At 72.9% G+C, this 16,012-nt stretch carries 17 protein-coding genes and 1 pseudogene; 12 read left to right on the top strand and 6 right to left on the bottom strand.

What is annotated here, in order from left to right; genetic code table 11:
• From IEY99_RS34155 to IEY99_RS11825, 8 genes and pseudogenes are all read left to right on the top strand, one after another.
• A pseudogene (locus IEY99_RS34155) lies at positions 1-577 on the top strand (glycoside hydrolase family 3 protein); the annotation flags it as partial.
• Positions 578-706: 129 nt separating this feature from the next.
• Positions 707-1,030: a hypothetical protein gene (locus IEY99_RS11855; protein ID WP_189202428.1), complete on the top strand. Its 324-nt coding sequence runs from the start codon at positions 707-709 to the stop codon at positions 1,028-1,030.
• 60 nt (positions 1,031-1,090) lie between these two features.
• Complete coding sequence (locus tag IEY99_RS11850; RefSeq protein ID WP_189202426.1) at positions 1,091-1,912, top strand: DUF1206 domain-containing protein; 822 nt, start codon at positions 1,091-1,093, stop codon at positions 1,910-1,912.
• Between the two features lie 93 nt (positions 1,913-2,005).
• A complete protein-coding gene (locus IEY99_RS11845) occupies positions 2,006-3,235 on the top strand; it encodes a mechanosensitive ion channel family protein (RefSeq protein ID WP_189202424.1) in 1,230 nt (409 codons plus the stop codon).
• 80 nt (positions 3,236-3,315) lie between these two features.
• Positions 3,316-3,753: a phage holin family protein gene (locus tag IEY99_RS11840; RefSeq protein ID WP_189202422.1), complete on the top strand. Its 438-nt coding sequence runs from the start codon at positions 3,316-3,318 to the stop codon at positions 3,751-3,753.
• The gene (locus tag IEY99_RS11835; protein WP_189202420.1) at positions 3,750-4,187 is read left to right on the top strand and encodes a DUF3618 domain-containing protein; all 438 of its coding nucleotides are present in this window, start codon (positions 3,750-3,752) and stop codon (positions 4,185-4,187) included. Before IEY99_RS11840 ends, IEY99_RS11835 begins: the two co-directional genes overlap by 4 nt.
• Entirely contained in the window at positions 4,184-4,456 is a 273-nt protein-coding gene (locus tag IEY99_RS11830) for a DUF4235 domain-containing protein (protein WP_189202418.1), read from the top strand. Before IEY99_RS11835 ends, IEY99_RS11830 begins: the two co-directional genes overlap by 4 nt.
• 268 nt (positions 4,457-4,724) lie before the next feature.
• Positions 4,725-4,928 (top strand): cold-shock protein, encoded by a 204-nt coding sequence (locus IEY99_RS11825; RefSeq protein ID WP_011905669.1) that lies wholly within the window; start codon positions 4,725-4,727, stop codon positions 4,926-4,928.
• A gap of 120 nt (positions 4,929-5,048) precedes the next feature.
• On the opposite strand, the gene IEY99_RS11820 is transcribed toward IEY99_RS11825, so the two are convergent.
• Both IEY99_RS11820 and IEY99_RS11815 read right to left on the bottom strand, forming a co-directional pair.
• Positions 5,049-5,402: a hypothetical protein gene (locus tag IEY99_RS11820; protein ID WP_229798520.1), complete on the bottom strand. Its 354-nt coding sequence runs from the start codon at positions 5,400-5,402 to the stop codon at positions 5,049-5,051.
• Complete coding sequence (locus IEY99_RS11815; RefSeq protein ID WP_189202416.1) at positions 5,389-6,366, bottom strand: aldo/keto reductase; 978 nt, start codon at positions 6,364-6,366, stop codon at positions 5,389-5,391. Before IEY99_RS11815 ends, IEY99_RS11820 begins: the two co-directional genes overlap by 14 nt.
• 65 nt (positions 6,367-6,431) lie before the next feature.
• Here IEY99_RS11815 and IEY99_RS11810 point away from each other — a divergent pair, with 65 nt between their 5' ends.
• Both IEY99_RS11810 and IEY99_RS11805 read left to right on the top strand, forming a co-directional pair.
• The gene (locus IEY99_RS11810) at positions 6,432-7,211 is read left to right on the top strand and encodes a trans-aconitate 2-methyltransferase (RefSeq protein WP_189202414.1); all 780 of its coding nucleotides are present in this window, start codon (positions 6,432-6,434) and stop codon (positions 7,209-7,211) included.
• Positions 7,208-8,230, top strand: a complete 1,023-nt coding sequence (locus IEY99_RS11805; protein ID WP_189202412.1) for an adenosine deaminase — start codon at positions 7,208-7,210, stop codon at positions 8,228-8,230. Before IEY99_RS11810 ends, IEY99_RS11805 begins: the two co-directional genes overlap by 4 nt.
• Before the next feature lie 94 nt (positions 8,231-8,324).
• On the opposite strand, the gene IEY99_RS11800 is transcribed toward IEY99_RS11805, so the two are convergent.
• The 4 genes from IEY99_RS11800 to IEY99_RS11785 form a co-directional block, all read right to left on the bottom strand.
• Positions 8,325-8,486: a hypothetical protein gene (locus IEY99_RS11800; protein ID WP_189202411.1), complete on the bottom strand. Its 162-nt coding sequence runs from the start codon at positions 8,484-8,486 to the stop codon at positions 8,325-8,327.
• 23 nt (positions 8,487-8,509) lie between these two features.
• Complete coding sequence (locus IEY99_RS34880; protein ID WP_268245107.1) at positions 8,510-10,894, bottom strand: RICIN domain-containing protein; 2,385 nt, start codon at positions 10,892-10,894, stop codon at positions 8,510-8,512.
• A 242-nt stretch (positions 10,895-11,136) separates the two neighbouring features.
• Entirely contained in the window at positions 11,137-12,453 is a 1,317-nt protein-coding gene (locus tag IEY99_RS11790) for a sensor histidine kinase (protein WP_229798518.1), read from the bottom strand.
• Between the two features lie 104 nt (positions 12,454-12,557).
• Positions 12,558-13,247 carry a response regulator transcription factor gene (locus IEY99_RS11785; RefSeq protein WP_071805874.1) on the bottom strand — a complete coding sequence of 230 codons (690 nt, stop codon included), beginning with the start codon at positions 13,245-13,247 and terminating at the stop codon, positions 12,558-12,560.
• A gap of 231 nt (positions 13,248-13,478) precedes the next feature.
• Here IEY99_RS11785 and thrS point away from each other — a divergent pair, with 231 nt between their 5' ends.
• Positions 13,479-15,452, top strand: coding sequence for a threonine--tRNA ligase (gene thrS / locus IEY99_RS11780; RefSeq protein WP_189202409.1), 1,974 nt, complete (start codon positions 13,479-13,481; stop codon positions 15,450-15,452).
• Between the two features lie 63 nt (positions 15,453-15,515).
• Complete coding sequence (locus IEY99_RS11775; protein ID WP_189203526.1) at positions 15,516-15,995, top strand: HIT family protein; 480 nt, start codon at positions 15,516-15,518, stop codon at positions 15,993-15,995.
• The last annotated feature ends 17 nt before the right edge of the window (positions 15,996-16,012 follow it).

Raw genomic sequence — 16,012 nt, 5'->3', positions numbered from 1 at the left:
CTCGGCCACCGGCGTCCGCGCGGCCGCGGAAGCGGCGGGCGCCGCGGCGGGCCCCGGCGTCGCCGTCATCGCCGGCTCGGCGGTGGGTCAGGACGCCGCCCGCCGCGCGGTCAAGGTGACCACGACCGGGGACGCGCCGGCGTTCCCGCTCACCGCCGCGCCGCACGTGGTGGAGTTCGCGCCGCCGCGCAACATCGCGATCGGCGCCGAGACGCCGTGGGGCATCGGCGCGCCGCTGAGCCGGCTGCTGCCCGGCACCACCGCCGTGCGGCTCGGCGCCGACGACCTGGCCGGGACGGGCGATCCGGCGGCCCGGGTCCTCGACGGGAGCCGGGGACGCCCGCTGGTGCTCGTGGTCCGCGACGCGCACCGGCACCCGTGGGTCGCCGACGCGCTCGCGCGCACGCTGGCCGTACGCCCGGACGCGATCGTCGTGGAGATGGGCGTTCCGGTCGCGGTCAGCGGGGGTCTGCACCTGGCCACCCACGGCGCCACGCGGGCCTGCGGCCAGGCCGCCGCCGAGATTCTCGCCGGCGCGGCCGTCCCGGAGCGCGCCGAACGGGCCCTCGCCGCCTGAGGGTGGCGAGCGGCGGCCCCGCGCCGCGGGCCGGTGGGCGGCCCGCGGCGCGGTCGGTCGGCCGTGCGGTGCGGGTGGCGAAGGCCGGAGGAGTCCGTGGGCTCGCATCGTGCTCGTAGACTCGATCACGTGACGAAGACCGCGGCGCGCCCGCTCACCGCCCTGTTCACCGCCGCCCTCGGCCTCGCCCTGCTCACCGGATGCAGCAGCGACAACGTCTCCTGCGGGCTCGACCAGTGCACCGTCACGATCGACCGCAGCGTCGACGCCCGCGCCGAGGTGCTCGGCGTCGAGGCGAAGTTCGTCAGCGCCGACCAGAACACGGTCACCCTGGAGGTGGCCGGGGAGCGGATCCAGCTCACCAAGGGCCAGCAGGCGGTCGACGTCGGCGGGCTGCAGGTCTCGCTGGACAGCATCGACTCCGACTCGGTGAGCTTCCAGGTCTCCCGCTAGCACACCCCGCCCGGTCCGGGGCAGGTTTGGAAAAACTCGCCGCCGGTCACATTAGCGGCCATGACAGCCTCCTCGCACGTTCGTTCCACGGCGTCCCGTGCGGCGGACAGCAAGCCGCTCGAATATCTCGCCCGCGGCGGGTTCGTCGCGTACGGGCTCATCCATCTGATCTTCGCCTGGATCGCACTGCAGCTCGCCTTCGGCGACCGGGCCGGGGAGAGCGACCAGTCCGGCGCCCTGCAGACGCTCGCGCAGCAGCCGATGGGCCGGACCCTCGTCGTGATCACCGTGGTCGGCATGATCGGCCTGGCCCTGTGGCAGGCCCTCGAGGCGGCCATCGGGGAGAGCGGCGAGCGGGACCGCACGGCGCTGGCCGAGCGCTTCATCTCGGGCTGCCGGACGATCCTGTACCTCTACTTCGCCTGGTTGGGCATCAAGATCCTGCGCGGCGCCAACGCCTCCACCGGCGACAGTCAGCAGCAGAGCGCGTCCAGCCTCATGGACAACAGCGGCGGCAGGTTCCTCGTCGGCCTCATCGGCGTGGTGGTCGTCGGCATCGGCATCGGTCTGGTGGTCTACGGCGTCAAGAAGAAGTTCGAGAAGCACCTGAACACCCACGAGATGAGCGGTACGGTCCACCAGACCACCCGCCGGCTCGGCGTCGCCGGTTACTCCAGCAAGGGCGTCGCGTACGGCATCGCCGGCGGCCTGATCGTGGCCGCCGCCGTGACCTACGACCCGGGCAAGGCCCGCGGCCTGGACGCCGCGCTCAAGACCCTGGCCGGTCAGGAGTACGGCCCCTGGCTGCTGGCCCTGATCGCCCTGGGCATCGCGGCCTTCGGCGTCTACTGCTTCTTCCAGGTCCGCTACCGCAAGGTGTGACCAAGGTCTGACCTTCCCCGGCGAGGCTTGTTTCGCACCGCGGGCAGGGCAAGCTGGATCGCTGGCAACGAACCCTGGTGAGGAGAGGGAACCGTGACCAGCCTTCTGAGCGCCCTGCTCGCCGTCGCGGTGGCGGCCGGCGCCGCGATCGTGATCGTCGAGACGCTGCACCGGGTCCTGCAGCGTCTCGGCCGTCGTTCGCAGTTGCTCTGCGACCTGACGACCACCGCGCACCGCCCGTTCCTGGCCACCGCCACGGTCTTCGCCGTGCAGGTGGCCGTCCGCGGCTTCGCGGGGGACTTCCCGGCCCGCGGCGGCGTCCTGCACACGCTGGTGATCCTGGTGATCGTCGCGGGAGCGTGGCTGATCGGCGCGCTGCTGCTCGTCGTGGAGGACGTCGCGCTCGCCAAGTGGCGGGTGGACGTCCCGGACAACATGAAAGCCCGCCGACTCAAGACCCAGGTGCAGATGCTGCGCCGGGTCACCGTCGCCGCCATCGTGGTGATCACCCTCGGCGTCGTGCTGATGACCTTCCCCGCCGTACGGACGCTCGGCGCCAGCGTGCTCGCCTCCGCCGGCCTCTTCTCGGTGATCGCCGCGCTCGCCGCGCAGAGCACGCTCGGCAACGTCTTCGCCGGCCTCCAGCTGGCCTTCAGCGACGCCGTCCGGATCGACGACGTCGTGGTGGTCGAGGGCGAATGGGGCCGCATCGAGGATCTCACGCTGACGTACGTCGCCGTGCAGATCTGGGACGACCGGCGGCTCATCCTGCCCACCTCGTACTTCACCACCAAGCCGTTCCAGAACTGGACCCGGACCGGATCCGCCGTGCTGGGCACCGCCGAGATCGACGTCGACTGGTCGGCGCCCGTCGAGTCGTTGCGCGCCGAGCTGCGCGCCGTGTGCGAGGGCACCGAGCTCTGGGACGGCCGGGTCTGCGTGCTGCAGGTGACCGAGGCGGTCGGCGGCATGATCCGGCTCCGGGCACTGGTGAGCGCCCAGGACGCGGGATCGCTGTGGGACCTGCGCTGCCTGGTGCGGGAGCGGCTGGTGACCTGGGTCTTCGAGCACCGGCGCGACTCCCTGCCCCGGGTGCGGGCCGACGTGCTGGACGGCAACGCCGCCGCGAGCCTGTTCCGGGGCCGCCGGGGCGGGCTCACCCGGCACGACGCCGAGGCGGTCGACGACGCCCGGGTCTTCAGCGGTACGGGAGACGGCGACGAGCGGGCCGCGACCTTCTCCGGGCCGGACGAGAAGGCCTCCGGCGACGGGCGGCCCGCCGGGGAGCCGGAAGTTCCGGTGGTTTCCGCGCCTTCGCGGTGACCACTTCGACCACGTCTGCGACACGAGGATTGATTCGGCGTTGGGCAGGGCATACAGGCGTGCAGGGAAAGGAGGACACCATGGCCGATGTCCTGAACGGTAGCCCGGCCCGTCCGGGGACCGACCAGTCCACCTCGGAACTGGTCCAGAAGGCGAGCGAGCAGATCTCCCGCCTCGTCCGGGACGAGATCGCACTCGCCAAGGCGGAGCTCGCGGAGAAAGGCAAGCACGCCGGCATCGGTGTGGGTCTGTTCGGCGGGGGCGGCGTGCTCGCCCTGTACGGCGTCGGCGCGCTCCTCGCCACGCTGATCATCGTGCTGGACCTCTTCCTGCCGCTGTGGGTCGCCGGCCTCATCGTCACCGTGGTGCTGTTCGCCTCGGCCGGCGTGCTGGCGCTGCTCGGCAAGAAGCAGGTGACCCAGGCGGTCCCTCCGGAGCCGAAGTCCGCCATCGAGAGCGCGAAGGCGGACGTCGACGAGGTCAAGCACGCGATCAAGAGCGCTAGGAGCCGGGCATGAGCGACAAGAACGGTGGGTCGGGAACCAAGCCCGACGTGGACGCACTTCGTGCGGACATCCAGCAGACCCGCGCGGAGCTGGGGGAGACCGTCCAGGCCCTCGCCGCCAAGGCGGACGTGAAGGCGCGCGCGAAGGAGCAGGTCGAGGCCACCAAGGCCAAGGCGAAGGCCCAGGTGCACGAGGCGACCGAGAAGGTCCGCGACGCGGCGGCGACCGCCGCGGCGGCGGCCTCCGGCAAGGTCCGTGCGGCCACCTCGCAGGCCGAGGACAAGCTCGCGCCCGCCCTCGACAAGGTCCGCGAGACCGGCGCCCTCGACAAGGCGCAGGAGGCCCGCGAGCAGGTGAAGCGCAACCCCGTCCCGTTCGCGGCGGTGCTCGCGGCCGGTGTGGCGCTGGTGGGCATCATCCTGGTCGTGCGGGGGAGGCGCCGGTGAGCGGCAAGCTGCAGAAGGTGGCGTACAAGCCGGTGGGCCTGCTGCTGGGCATCGGCGCGGGCGCCGTGGCCGGTGTCATCTTCAACAAGGTCTGGAAACTGGCCTCCGGCGACGACGATGCCCCGAACGCCACCGACGAGGATCGTGGCTGGGGCGAGATCATCGCCGCGGCGGCCCTGCAGGGCGCGATCTTCGCGACGGTGAAGGCCCTCGTCGACCGCGGCGGGGCGGCGGGCGTCCGCAAGATTACCGGCACCTGGCCGGACTGATCCGAGCTGACTGTATCGACAACCGTCAAGGCCCCCGGCGTCGTCGGGGGCCTTTTCCAATGCTGCGGGAGTCGATGGGATTCGGCCAAGGGGAAGCTTTCGGGGCGGTTCTTCGGGTACAGTGTGGCCAGTTTTTGTGTATGTGGTTCAGGTGGTAGGTCTTCTGCAGGAGGCCGCTCCTTCTGAAAGGCCGTTCGCGGCGCCGCTGCTCGAAAACGACCATCGGCCCCGCATCACCGGGCCGGCATTTTCAGAAGGAGAGTTCAGCATGGCGCAAGGAACCGTGAAGTGGTTCAACGCAGACAAGGGCTTCGGCTTCATCACCGTCGACGGCGGGGGTGCTGACGTGTTCGTCCACTTCTCGGCCATCCAGACGAGCGGCTACCGCACTCTGGAAGAGAACCAGCGGGTCGAGTTCGAGATCGCCCAGGGTCAGAAGGGCCCGCAGGCGGAGCAGGTTCGCCCCCTCTGAGACCAACCGGCCGGCCGTGAGCCGGCAGTCGATCGCCTGGCCGGAGATCGGCTCGAGCAAGGAGGCCCCGCATCCTGGTGACAGGAGGCGGGGCCGACTTCTTTCCGGCCCCGGGGACTCTCAGGAGCCCGCGCCGTCCCGCTGGGCGGCCAGGCGCTGCTTGAACCGGGCGCGGACCCGGACCCCCGTCACCATCAGGGCCAGCCCGGCCACGGCCACCACCGGACCCAGGACGGCCAGGGCGCTCACCCCGCTCAGCACGCTGTCGTGCACCAGGTCCAGGCCCTGCGCCGTCCAGAGGACGCCCAGCACGAGGCCGAGCAGGCCCCCGGTCAGCCAGAGCCAGCCCGTCAGCGGCACGCCGTCGCCCGCCGCCGCGCCCTGCTCGCGCGGCCCTGCTCCATCCGGGCCCTGGCCGTGGGGCCCTTGCGCCTCCGCCCCTTGCGCCTGCGGCTCCTGCTCACCAGCGGTCATGGACCTGTCCCCGGATCAGCTCGTCGTAGACCGCCTCGACCGCCGCGTGGGCCTCGGCGGGCAGGGCGGGCAGGTCGCCCACCGCGGCGTTGCCGCGGGCCTGGCCGGCGTTGCGGGCGCCCGGGATCACCACGGTCACCGCCGGGTGGTCCACGATCCAGCGCAGCGCGAACTGCGCCATCGTCATCCCCTCCGGCACGTACGGCCGCAGCCGGCGCACCGCTTCGAGCCCGGTGCCGAAGTCGACGCCGGAGAAGGTCTCGCCCACGTCGAAGGCCTCGCCGTGGCGGTTGTAGGTGCGGTGGTCGTCCGCACCGAACGAGGTGTGCTCGTCGTAGCGGCCGGAGAGCAGTCCCGAGGCCAGCGGGACCCGGGCGATGATGCCGACGCCGGCCTGTTGCGCCGCGGGCAGGACCCGCTCCAGCGGCTTGAGCCGCAGGGCGTTCAGGATGATCTGCACACTGGCGGTGCCGGGGCGGGCGATCGCCGCGAGGGCCTCGTCGGTCGTCTCGACGCTGACGCCCCACGCCGCGACGCGCTTCTCCTGGACCAGCGTGTCGAGCGCGTCGTAGACCGCCTCGGTGTGCAGGACCGCGGCCGGCGGGCAGTGCAACTGCACCAGGTCCAGGGTGTCGACGCCGAGGTTGGCCCGGGAGCGGTCGGTCCAGGCGCGGAAGTTGTCGAGTGTGTAGTTTCCCGGCTCCTGCGGCATCCGGCGGCCCATCTTGGTGGCCACGGTCAGGGCGGGCGCCTCGCGCAGGAAGCTGCCGATGATCCGCTCACTGCGGCCGTCGCCGTACACGTCGGCGGTGTCGATGAAGGTCATGCCGGCGTCGACGGCCGCGCGCAGGGTGGCGTGCGCGTCGTCCTCGCTCACCTCGCCCCACTCGGCGCCGAGCTGCCAGGCGCCGAGCCCGATCACCGTGACCTCCCGCCCGAGGCGGGCGAACCTGCGCTTTTCCACGACGGCGAGCCTAGTCTGCCGGTGATACGCTGCAAACAAAACGTACGTACGGTTTGGAGGACTCGATGTGGGATCCCGCCACCTACCACCGCTTCGGCGACGAGCGGTCACGTCCCTTCCTCGATCTGCTCGCGCGTGTCGGTGCGGACCGCCCGCGCGTCGTCGTGGACCTCGGTTGCGGCTCCGGTGAGCTCACCGAGACCCTCGCCGTGCGATGGCCCGGGGCCCGCGTCACCGGACTGGACTCGTCCCCGGAGATGATCGCGGCGGCCGGCGCGCGCGGCGGGCGCGCCGAGTTCCGTCTCGGCGACCTGGCGCACTGGCGGCCCGGTCCCGACACCGACGTCGTCGTCACCAACGCCGCGCTGCAATGGGTCCCCGGTCACGACGAGCTGCTGACCCGCTGGGCCGCGGCGCTGCCGCCCGGCGCCTGGCTCGCCCTGCAGGTGCCCGGAAACTTCGACGCGCCGTCGCACCGGCTGCTGCGGGAGGTGGCGCGCAGCCGGCCGTACGCGGCCGTGCTCGGCGACCTGGTGCGCGAGGCCCCGGTCGACGACGCCGCCGGATACGCGGCCCGCCTGCTCGCCGAGGGCGCGAGCGTCGACGCGTGGGAGACGACGTACGTGCACCTGCTGAGCGCCGAGGGCGCGGACCACCCGGTCCTGCGCTGGATGGAAGGCACCGCCCTGCGGCCCGTCAAGGCGGCGCTGGACGACACGGCGTGGCGCGCCTTCCGGGCCACGCTCGGTGCGAAGCTGGCAGCGGTCTACCCTGCGCGGAGCGGAAAGGTGGCCTTCCCGTTCCGCCGCGTCTTCGTCGTGGCCCACGTCCAGGAGGAAAAGTGACCGAGCTGGCCTCGTTCATCGCCGGCCTGCCGAAGGCCGAGCTGCACGTGCACCACGTCGGCTCGGCCTCGCCGCGCATCGTCGCCGAGCTGGCGGCCCGGCATGAGGGCAACTCCCCGGTCCCGGCCGACCCGGCCGCGCTCGCCGACTACTTCGCCTTCCGCGACTTCGCGCACTTCATCGAGGTCTACCTCAGCGTCGTCGACCTGGTCCGCGACGACGAGGACGTGCGGACGCTGACCTACGAGGTGGCCCGGGAGCTCGCCCGCCAGCAGGTCCGGTACGCCGAGCTGACCGTCACGCCGTACTCGCACGTGAGCCGCGGCATCCCGGCGCCGGCGTTCTGCACGGCCATCGAGGACGCCCGCGCCGCCGCGGCCCGCGACTTCGGCATCGAGCTGCGCTGGTGTTTCGACATCCCGGGCGAGGCCGGGCTGCCCGCCGCCGAGGAGACCCTGCGCATCGCGCTGGAGGAGCGGCCCGACGGTCTGCTCAGCTTCGGCCTCGGCGGGCCGGAGATCGGCGTGCCGCGGCCGCAGTTCAAGCCGTACTTCGACAAGGCCCGCGCGGCCGGGCTGCGCAGCGTCCCGCACGCGGGCGAGACCACCGGGCCGGGCACGATCTGGGACGCGCTGCGCGACCTGGGCGCCGAGCGGATCGGCCACGGTATCGCCGCCGCCGAGGACCCCCAGCTCATGTCCTATCTGGCGGATCACCAGATCCCGCTCGAGGTGTGCCCCACGTCGAACGTGCGGACCCGGGCCGTGGCCTCGATCGAGGAGCACCCGCTCCCGGCGCTGGTCGCCGCCGGGGTCCCCGTCACCATCAACTCCGACGACCCGCCGATGTTCGGCACCACGCTGGAGGAGGAGTACGCCGTCGCGGCGCACCTGCTCGGCCTCGACGAGGCCGGCGTGGCGGACCTCGCCCGGGCCGCGGTCACCGCGTCGTTCCTGCCCCACGCGGGCAAGGAGCGGCTGCTCACCGAGATCGGCGACTACGCCGCCGGCCACGCCTGACGAACCCGCACCGGGCCGCCGCGGCGGACGACCGGCGACAGCCGGCCGCCGCATCCGCGCCGGCCGCCGCATCCGCGCCGGCCGCGGTGGCGGGTCAGTGGCGGTGGGCGTAGAGCGGGTCCTGCCAGATCGCCAGGACCACGACGATCCCGATCGTCAGGATCGCCACCACCCGCACGATGCGCCGCCGGTGGAAGAACGGGCCGCTGTCGTCCTCGTCGGTCTCCGGTCCGGTGCCTACGTCCGTGTCCAGCATCGTCTCTCCCCCTCGCCCGGGCCTCAGCCGGGCACCGCCGTCCAACTCTGGTGCCGGGCCTGCTCCGGGCGCTGCAACACGAGCAGCCGGGCCGTGCCGAAGCGCTGGACGCCCACCCCGGCGGTCAGGTCGCCGGCGGTGGTCCGCAGGCTGAAGCCGTGGTCCGTGGCGAAGAGCTTCCACCGCCCGCCGTCGGACCCGGCGCACTCACCCTGCACCAGCGGTGCCCCGGCCGCCGGGTTGCCGCCGAGCGGCACCACGCACTTGCCGGTCGCCCGCGACTGCAGCGAGAAGCTGTCGTTCCCGGCCGGGACGAGCTTCCACTGCTGCTGGGAACCGCCGTCCGCGCCGCCCAGCGTGAGCGGGGTGCCGTTGGCGGTGCGCGCGGCGTACAGGTCGGCCGCACCGCCGGTCAGCGAGTTCTTCAGCACGAACCAGGAGTTGGCCGCGGGCCGGGCCGCGGGCGCCGACTGCGCGACCGCCCGCGCGGTGTATCCGGCCTCGCTGCGGATGGTGACCTGGTACTTGGTGTCCGGCCGCAGCCCGATCAGGCGGGCCCGGGTCGCCGCGGTGGTGGCGACGGTCTTGCCGTCGACCTCCACCTGGTAGTCCGCCTTCGGCGCCGCCGCGCTCCAGGTGAGCCGGACCGAGGTGCTGGTGGGCTCGCGAACCTCGATCACGGCCTGCACGGCGGCCTGCTGGGCGGCCCGGCCGCCGGCGGCGTGGGCGACCGGCTGGGTCGCGGGCCCGCCGGCCGCGGGTCCGCCCGGCGCGTCGCCGCCGCCGTCGGCCTCGCCGCCTCCGGTGACGTTGCCCCCGGCCTCGCCGCCTCCGGTGGCGTTGCCGCGGTCGGCCTCGCCGCCCCCGGCGGCGTCGGCGCCGCCGGGCTTGCCGTTTCCGGTGGCGCTGCCGGTGGCGTCGCCGCCTCCGGTGGCGTTGCCGCCTCCGGGCCGGCCGTTGCCGTTGGCGTCACCGCCCCCGGTGGCGTTGCCGCCTCCGGGCTTGCCGTTGCCGGTGGCGTTGCCATGGGGAGCACCGGCCCCGGTCGCGCCGCCGTCGGCCTCGCCGTCCGCGGTGGCGCCCGGTGCCACGGTCGTGGCCTCCGGGAGGGCCGTGGTGTTCGGGGCGCCCGCCGGCTCGTCGCCGCCGTCGCTGCGCAGCAGGAACTCGCTCTGCGCCACGTTCCAGCTCTTCGCCAGGTAACTGTCCGGGCGCGGGTCGGTGCTGAAGTAGTCGTCGTGACCGCAGTCGAGGCGGATCTCCTGCTTCGCCGGGCACACCGACCGCAGCGGCTCGCCGGAGCGGTCCGGGTAGCACAGCGGGTCGTGGCCGTCGGTGCAGCTGCCCGCGCCCGTCGCGTTGGGGGAGTCGCGCAGCAGCGCGCCGAGCATGTGCGTCGTCTCGATCGCCGCGACCGCCGGGCTCCAGCAGCCGGCGTCGACCCGCCCGTACGACGGCCCGCCGTTGTTGCGGTTGCCCAGCCCCGGCCGGTTGTCGGCGACGAAGGTGCCGATGCCGCAGTACACGTGCGCATCCGCGAAGATCAGATACTTACGGTCGTTGCGGTTGTAGCCGAGCGTCTGCAGCGCGGCGATGGTGCTCGGGAAGGAACCGAGCGCGCCCTCGGGCATCTGCACCTCGGCGACGTCGACGCGGCACTGCGGCGTGGTGACGTACCGGATGTGCCGGGAACCGCCGGTCTCGGCCGCGCTGGCGTCGAAGATCCGGTCGACGCCGGCCGCCCAGCTGCGGATCGAGCCGAGGTAGCCGGTGTAACGGCTCGGCGTGCCGAACTCGTGCACGTACAGCGCCTGGACGCGGTTGCCCGTACGCCCGTCGCCCTCGCACGCCACGCCGTGGGCGCCCATGACGAAGTCGGCCTGGCCCGGCGCCGCGTCCGGGACCAGCGCGGGCGAGCCCGGCGCCAGCGAGCTGCCGCCCTCGTCGCGCACGATCTCCGCGTCCGCCGGCACCGGGGCGGTCTCGCGCTGCGGCTCGGCGGGCTCCGGCACCTTGCCGGTCACCGGCGTGACGTCCCGGCCCACCTCCAGCCCGGCGGGGGCCGGGTCGGGACCGTGGGTGCAGGTCTCCGCGTCCAGCTCGTACGTGCCCGCGCAGAGCGAGTCCCGGCCCGCGGGCACCAGGCCGTCGTAGACCAGGCCCCGGCCCGGGTCGTCGTCCGGCAGCGACGCGTACGTGATGCGCTCGCGGTCCTCCGCGCCGGAACCCCACCCGCCGTCGACGACGCTGGGGCCGATCACGCCGCCGATGACGAGCACGGTGACGCCGAGCAGCACGGGCAGCAGCCGGTGCGCGGCCGGGGTCGCGTGCCGCCGGCCGCGGTCGGGGGCGGTGCGCCGCCGCTGCGGAGCCTCCCCACGATTCGCAGGCCGTCGGTGGGCGGACAAACCTTCTCCTCGCGCTTCGGGAGCGCGGTGGGAGGGGGTTATGGGGTGACCACCTCCCACCGCGAGGGGGCTTCGCCGGTTCCGCCACTGGGGACGTGGTGTGGGTTCGGCACCGGGAAGCCGGATGGGATCGCCGTCGAGCGTGCCAGCCCGGCCCCGCCAGGGGAACGCCCTTAATACAGATCTAAGCAATACTTCGACCGTCCGGGGTAATTGCGCGCGGTGCGCGCGCCGGGGCCGTTTCACGCATCATCCGTACGTTGGCCCGGCCGTTTGCGCTTGGCCGGATCGCGCTCCCGGGCGAGGCGGCCCACCAGTCCGAACCGGCTCGCCTGCTTCGGCGGGGCCTCGGCGTCGGCGAGCAGCATCACCACGCTGGCGCCGCCCATCGCGGCCCGGGCCAGACTGACCGAGCCGCCGGCGGCCTGCGCGGCCCGCCGGGCGATGTCCAGGCCCAGCCCGGTCGAACCCTGGTCGCTCTGGCCGCGTTGCAGCGCCTTCTCCGGATCGTCGATGCCCGGTCCGGCGTCGTCGACCCGCAGACCCACCCAGCCGTCACGGCGGGAGAGTCCGACCTCGAACGCGGTGCCCTGCGGGGTGTAGCGGAAGACGTTGCCGAGCACGGCGTCGAGCGCCGCCGCGAGCTCCGCGCGCGCCACCGGCACCGGGATGCGCAGCTGGGCGCCGACCACGCGGTACGGCCGGTTCTGGTCGCCGGCCAGGGCGGACCAGAAGACCATCCGGTCGCGGACCACCTCGGCGGCGTCGCACAGCCCCTCCTCGGGCGCGTCGGCGACCTGCGCGGCGACCGCGGCCCGGGTGGTGTTGATCAGCTGGTCGACCTCGCCCTCGAGGGTCACGATGGCCTGCCGGATGCGCCGGATGCCGCGCCGGCGGTCGAGCTCGGCGGCGGAGAACTCGCCGATGTGCGTGTCGTCGGGGTCGAGCGCCTCGGCGTCCAGGCGCAGCACGGTCAGCGGGGTGCGCAGCCGGTGGGACAGGTCGGCGACCAGCTCCCGCTCGCTGGTGCGCGAGGTGACCAGGCGGTCGGCCATGCGGTTGAAGGCGTAGCCGGCCTCGGCGAGCTCGCGGGGCCCGGACGGCTGGATGCGCACGCCCAGGTCGCCGCCGCCCACCGCCATGGCGGCGTGCACCAGGTTGCGCACCGACGCGACGGCGCCCCGGGCCAGCCGGTCCACCACGATCACCGAGCCGATCACCAGCCCGAGCATGATGCCGAGCAGGATCCACCAGTCCCGGGCGGTGCCGTCGGCGAGCTCGGCGTCGCTGACGAACACCTCGACGACCGACGTCTTGCCGCCGGCCGTCACGGGCTGTAACCGGACGACGCCCCCGTCCACCTCGATCTCGGCGGGCTCGGTGCCGCGGCCGGCAGCCACGAGATCCTCCGCCGAGACGCGGCTGTTCTGGGTGGTGCCGGGGGCGTGCACGACGACCCCGCCGCCGGCCGCCTTGACGGCCGCGTCGACGCCCTTGCGTCCGGCGTTGGCCGCGACCGCGCCGGCGACGGTGGCGCTGCGCCGCTCGGCCTCGGCCATGGCGCCGTCACGGTGGTTCGTGCGCAGCTCCCAGCCCAGGGGGATGAGGAACGCGAGCGCGGCGACGGCGGTGGTGGCGGCGGTGACCCAGGCCAGCCGGGCCCTCAGTCCGGGGCCACCAACCTGAATCCGACTCCCCGCACGGTGCGCAGGTAACGAGGTTTCGCCGCGGACTCGCCCAGTTTCCGGCGGAGCCAGTACAGATGCACGTCGATCGTCTGGTCCTCGCCGACTGACGGCTGTCGCCATACCTCCTCCAACAGCTCACGACGGGAGACCACCCGGCCCGGGCGTGCGGCCAGGTAGGCCAGCAGGTCGAATTCCTTGCGGGTCAGGGCCAGTTGCTGGTCGGCCAGGGTGGCGCTGCGCTCGCCGACGTCGACCCGCAGCTCGCCGACCTCGTGCACGGCGGGCTGCGCGGTCCGGCTGGCCCGGCCGACGCGGCGCAGCACCGTGGTGATCCGGGCGTCGAGATGGGCGCCGGTGAACGGCTTCACCATGTAGTCGTCGGCGCCGGCCCGCAGCAGCTTCACGACGGTCTGCTCGTCGTCGCGGGCGGTCGCGATGATGATCGGCACGTCCGTGATGCCGCGCAGCATCCGCAGCGCGTCCGAGCCGTCGAGGTCGGGCAGGCCGAGGTCGAGCACCACGAGGTCGGGGGTCTCCGAGGCCACCCGGCGCAGGGCGTCCAGGGCCGTCCCGACGGCGTGCACGGCGTGCCCCCGGTCGGCCAGCGACCGGAGCATCGCACCGCGCACGACGTGGTCGTCCTCGACGAGCAACACCGTGGCCATGCAGAGAAGGTACTGCCCTTGGCAAGGGGAACCGAATTCGTCATTCAGCGGTGTCGCTCGAATACGCAGAGTCACTGAAAGAGCGGCCGGAACGGCTCACCGGCGGCGTCCGCACGCTTTCCCGGCACCGGCCTCCGCACCGCCGGATCGGGTGGCCGCGTCGCGTGAGGGTGAGGAAACGGACCTACTAGCATCGGGGGCGAATCGCTCGTCAACTGAAGGAGAACCACCGTGTCCGCAGCTCTGGTCGTACCGGCGGGGACGACGGCGGCCGACGCGGTGGCCGCCGCCGGCCTTCCGCAGTCCGGTCCCAAGGCGATCGTCGTGGTGCGGGACCCGGACGGGCGCCTGCGCGACCTCGACTGGACGCCCGCGCGGGACACCGACGTCGAGGCGGTGTCCATCGACTCCCCGGACGGGCTGAACGTGCTGCGCCACTCGGCCGCGCACGTGCTCGCCCAGGCCGTGCAGGACGTCTTCCCGGAGGCCAAGCTCGGCATCGGCCCGCCGATCCGCGACGGGTTCTACTACGACTTCGACGTCGAGAAGCCGTTCCAGCCCGACGACCTGGCCAAGCTGGAAAAGCGTATGCAGGAGATCGTCAAGGCGGGGCAGACCTTCCGCCGGCGCGAGTACGGCTCGCTGGAAGAGGCCAAGGCGGAGCTGGCGCACGAGCCGTACAAGCTGGAGCTGGTCGACATCAAGGGCGACGTCGACGAGGAGGCCGCGGCGGTCGGCGCCGGCGAGCTGACCCACTACGACAACCTCGGCAAGGACGGCGAGCGGGTCTGGGGCGACCTGTGCCGCGGCCCGCACCTGCCGAGCACCCGGATGATCCCGGCCTTCAAGCTGATGCGCTCGGCCGCCGCGTACTGGCGTGGCAGCGAGAAGAACCCGCAGCTGCAGCGGATCTACGGGACCGCCTGGCCGAGCCGCGACGAGCTGAAGGCGTACCTGAACCGGCTCGCCGAGGCCGAGCGCCGCGACCACCGCAAGCTCGGCACCGAGCTGGACCTCTTCTCCTTCCCCGACGAGATCGGCAGCGGCCTGGTGGTCTTCCACCCCAAGGGCGGCGTGGTCAAGCGGGAGATGGAGGACTACGTCCGGGCCCGGCACATCGAGGAGGGGTTCCAGTACGTCGGCACCCCGCACATCTCCAAGGAGAACCTCTTCCACACCTCGGGCCACCTGCCGTACTACGCGGACACCATGTTCCCGCCCATGCACATGGAGGGCGCCGACTACTACCTCAAGGCGATGAACTGCCCGATGCACAACCTGATCTTCAGGTCGCGCGGGCGGTCGTACCGTGAGCTGCCGATGCGGTTGTTCGAGTTCGGCTCGGTCTACCGCTACGAGAAGTCCGGTGTGGTGCACGGCCTGACCCGGGTGCGCGGCCTGACCCAGGACGACTCCCACTCGTACGTCACCGCCGAGGGCGCCCCCGCCGAGATCAAGCACCTGCTGAACTTCGTGCTGTCGCTGCTGCGCGACTTCGGCCTGGACGACTACTACCTGGAGCTGTCCACCCGCGACCCGAAGAGCGACAAGTTCATCGGCTCGGACGAGCAGTGGGACGTCGCCACCAAGGTGCTCGAGGACGTGGCGGTCGAGTCCGGCCTCGAGCTCGTCCTCGACCCGGGCGGCGCGGCGTTCTACGGCCCGAAGATCAGCGTGCAGGCGAAGGACGCGATCGGCCGCACCTGGCAGATGTCGACCATCCAGTACGACTTCAACCAGCCGTCCCGCTTCGGTCTGGAGTACCAGGCGGCCGACGGCTCCCGCCAGGAGCCGGTGATGATCCACTCGGCGAAGTTCGGCTCCATCGAGCGGTTCTTCGGCGTGCTGGTCGAGCACTACGCCGGCGCGTTCCCGGCCTGGCTGGCGCCCGTGCAGGTGGTCGGGATCCCGATCCGCGACGACCACGCTGGCTACCTGGAGGATTTCGTCGCGCGGCTGCGCACGGAGGGCATCCGGGCCGAGGTCGACCACTCGACCGACCGGATGCAGAAGAAGATCCGCACCGCCCAGCAACAGAAGATCCCTTTCATGGCCATCGCCGGTGACGACGACGTCCAGGCGGGCACGGTCTCCTTCCGCTACCGCGACGGCTCCCAGCGCAACGGCATGGCCCTCGACGAGGCCGTGGCGCACGTGGTCGAGGTCGTCCGCTCCCGGGTCAACACCGGGCCGTCCGCGGCCTAGGGTGAACGGGTGACTGACGTAGGGGAACCGGACGGTCTCGAGCGGCTCTGGACGCCGCACCGGATGGCGTACATCTCCGGTGCGGACCGGCCCGAGGAAGGGTACGAGAAACCGTCCGGCTGCCCCTTCTGCGTCGCGCCGGGGCTGCCGGACGGCGAGACGCTGGTGGTGGCGCGCGGCGACGCGGTCTTCGTGGTGCTCAACCTGTACCCGTACAACCCGGGGCACCTGCTGGTGTGCCCGTACCGGCACGTGGCCGACTACACCGACCTGACCGGGCCGGAGACGGCGGAGCTCGCGGAGTTCACCCAGCGCGCGATGCGCGTGATCCGCCGGGCCAGCAGCCCGCACGGCTTCAACCTGGGCATGAACCAGGGCGCGGTGGCCGGCGCGGGCATCGCCGCGCACCTGCACCAGCATGTGGTGCCGCGGTGGGGCGGCGACGGCAACTTCATGCCGGTGATCGGCCGCACCAAGGTCCTGCCCCAGCTGCTCGGCGACACCCGCGAGCTGCTCGCCAAGGCCTGGGCGGCGGCGACCTGACGATCGCCGCCGCCCGG

Source organism: Couchioplanes azureus (assembly GCF_014648355.1).
Classification (GTDB): domain Bacteria; phylum Actinomycetota; class Actinomycetes; order Mycobacteriales; family Micromonosporaceae; genus Actinoplanes; species Actinoplanes azureus.
This window is presented reverse-complemented; position numbering and strand designations above follow the sequence as displayed.

Excerpts from the sequence above, each read along its gene's own strand:
- IEY99_RS11840 (WP_189202422.1), top strand. The coding sequence starts at position 3,316 with ATGGCCGATGTCCTGAACGGTAGCCCGGCCCGTCCGGGGACCGACCAG.
- IEY99_RS11850 (WP_189202426.1), top strand. The coding sequence starts at position 1,091 with ATGACAGCCTCCTCGCACGTTCGTTCCACGGCGTCCCGTGCGGCGGAC.
- IEY99_RS11825 (WP_011905669.1), top strand. The coding sequence starts at position 4,725 with ATGGCGCAAGGAACCGTGAAGTGGTTCAACGCAGACAAGGGCTTCGGC.
- IEY99_RS11800 (WP_189202411.1), bottom strand. The coding sequence starts at position 8,486 with ATGCTGGACACGGACGTAGGCACCGGACCGGAGACCGACGAGGACGAC.
- IEY99_RS11790 (WP_229798518.1), bottom strand. The coding sequence starts at position 12,453 with ATGGCCGAGGCCGAGCGGCGCAGCGCCACCGTCGCCGGCGCGGTCGCG.
- IEY99_RS11775 (WP_189203526.1), top strand. The coding sequence starts at position 15,516 with ATGGCGTACATCTCCGGTGCGGACCGGCCCGAGGAAGGGTACGAGAAA.
- IEY99_RS11810 (WP_189202414.1), top strand. The coding sequence starts at position 6,432 with ATGTGGGATCCCGCCACCTACCACCGCTTCGGCGACGAGCGGTCACGT.
- IEY99_RS11820 (WP_229798520.1), bottom strand. The coding sequence starts at position 5,402 with ATGACCGCTGGTGAGCAGGAGCCGCAGGCGCAAGGGGCGGAGGCGCAA.
- IEY99_RS11835 (WP_189202420.1), top strand. The coding sequence starts at position 3,750 with ATGAGCGACAAGAACGGTGGGTCGGGAACCAAGCCCGACGTGGACGCA.
- IEY99_RS11785 (WP_071805874.1), bottom strand. The coding sequence starts at position 13,247 with ATGGCCACGGTGTTGCTCGTCGAGGACGACCACGTCGTGCGCGGTGCG.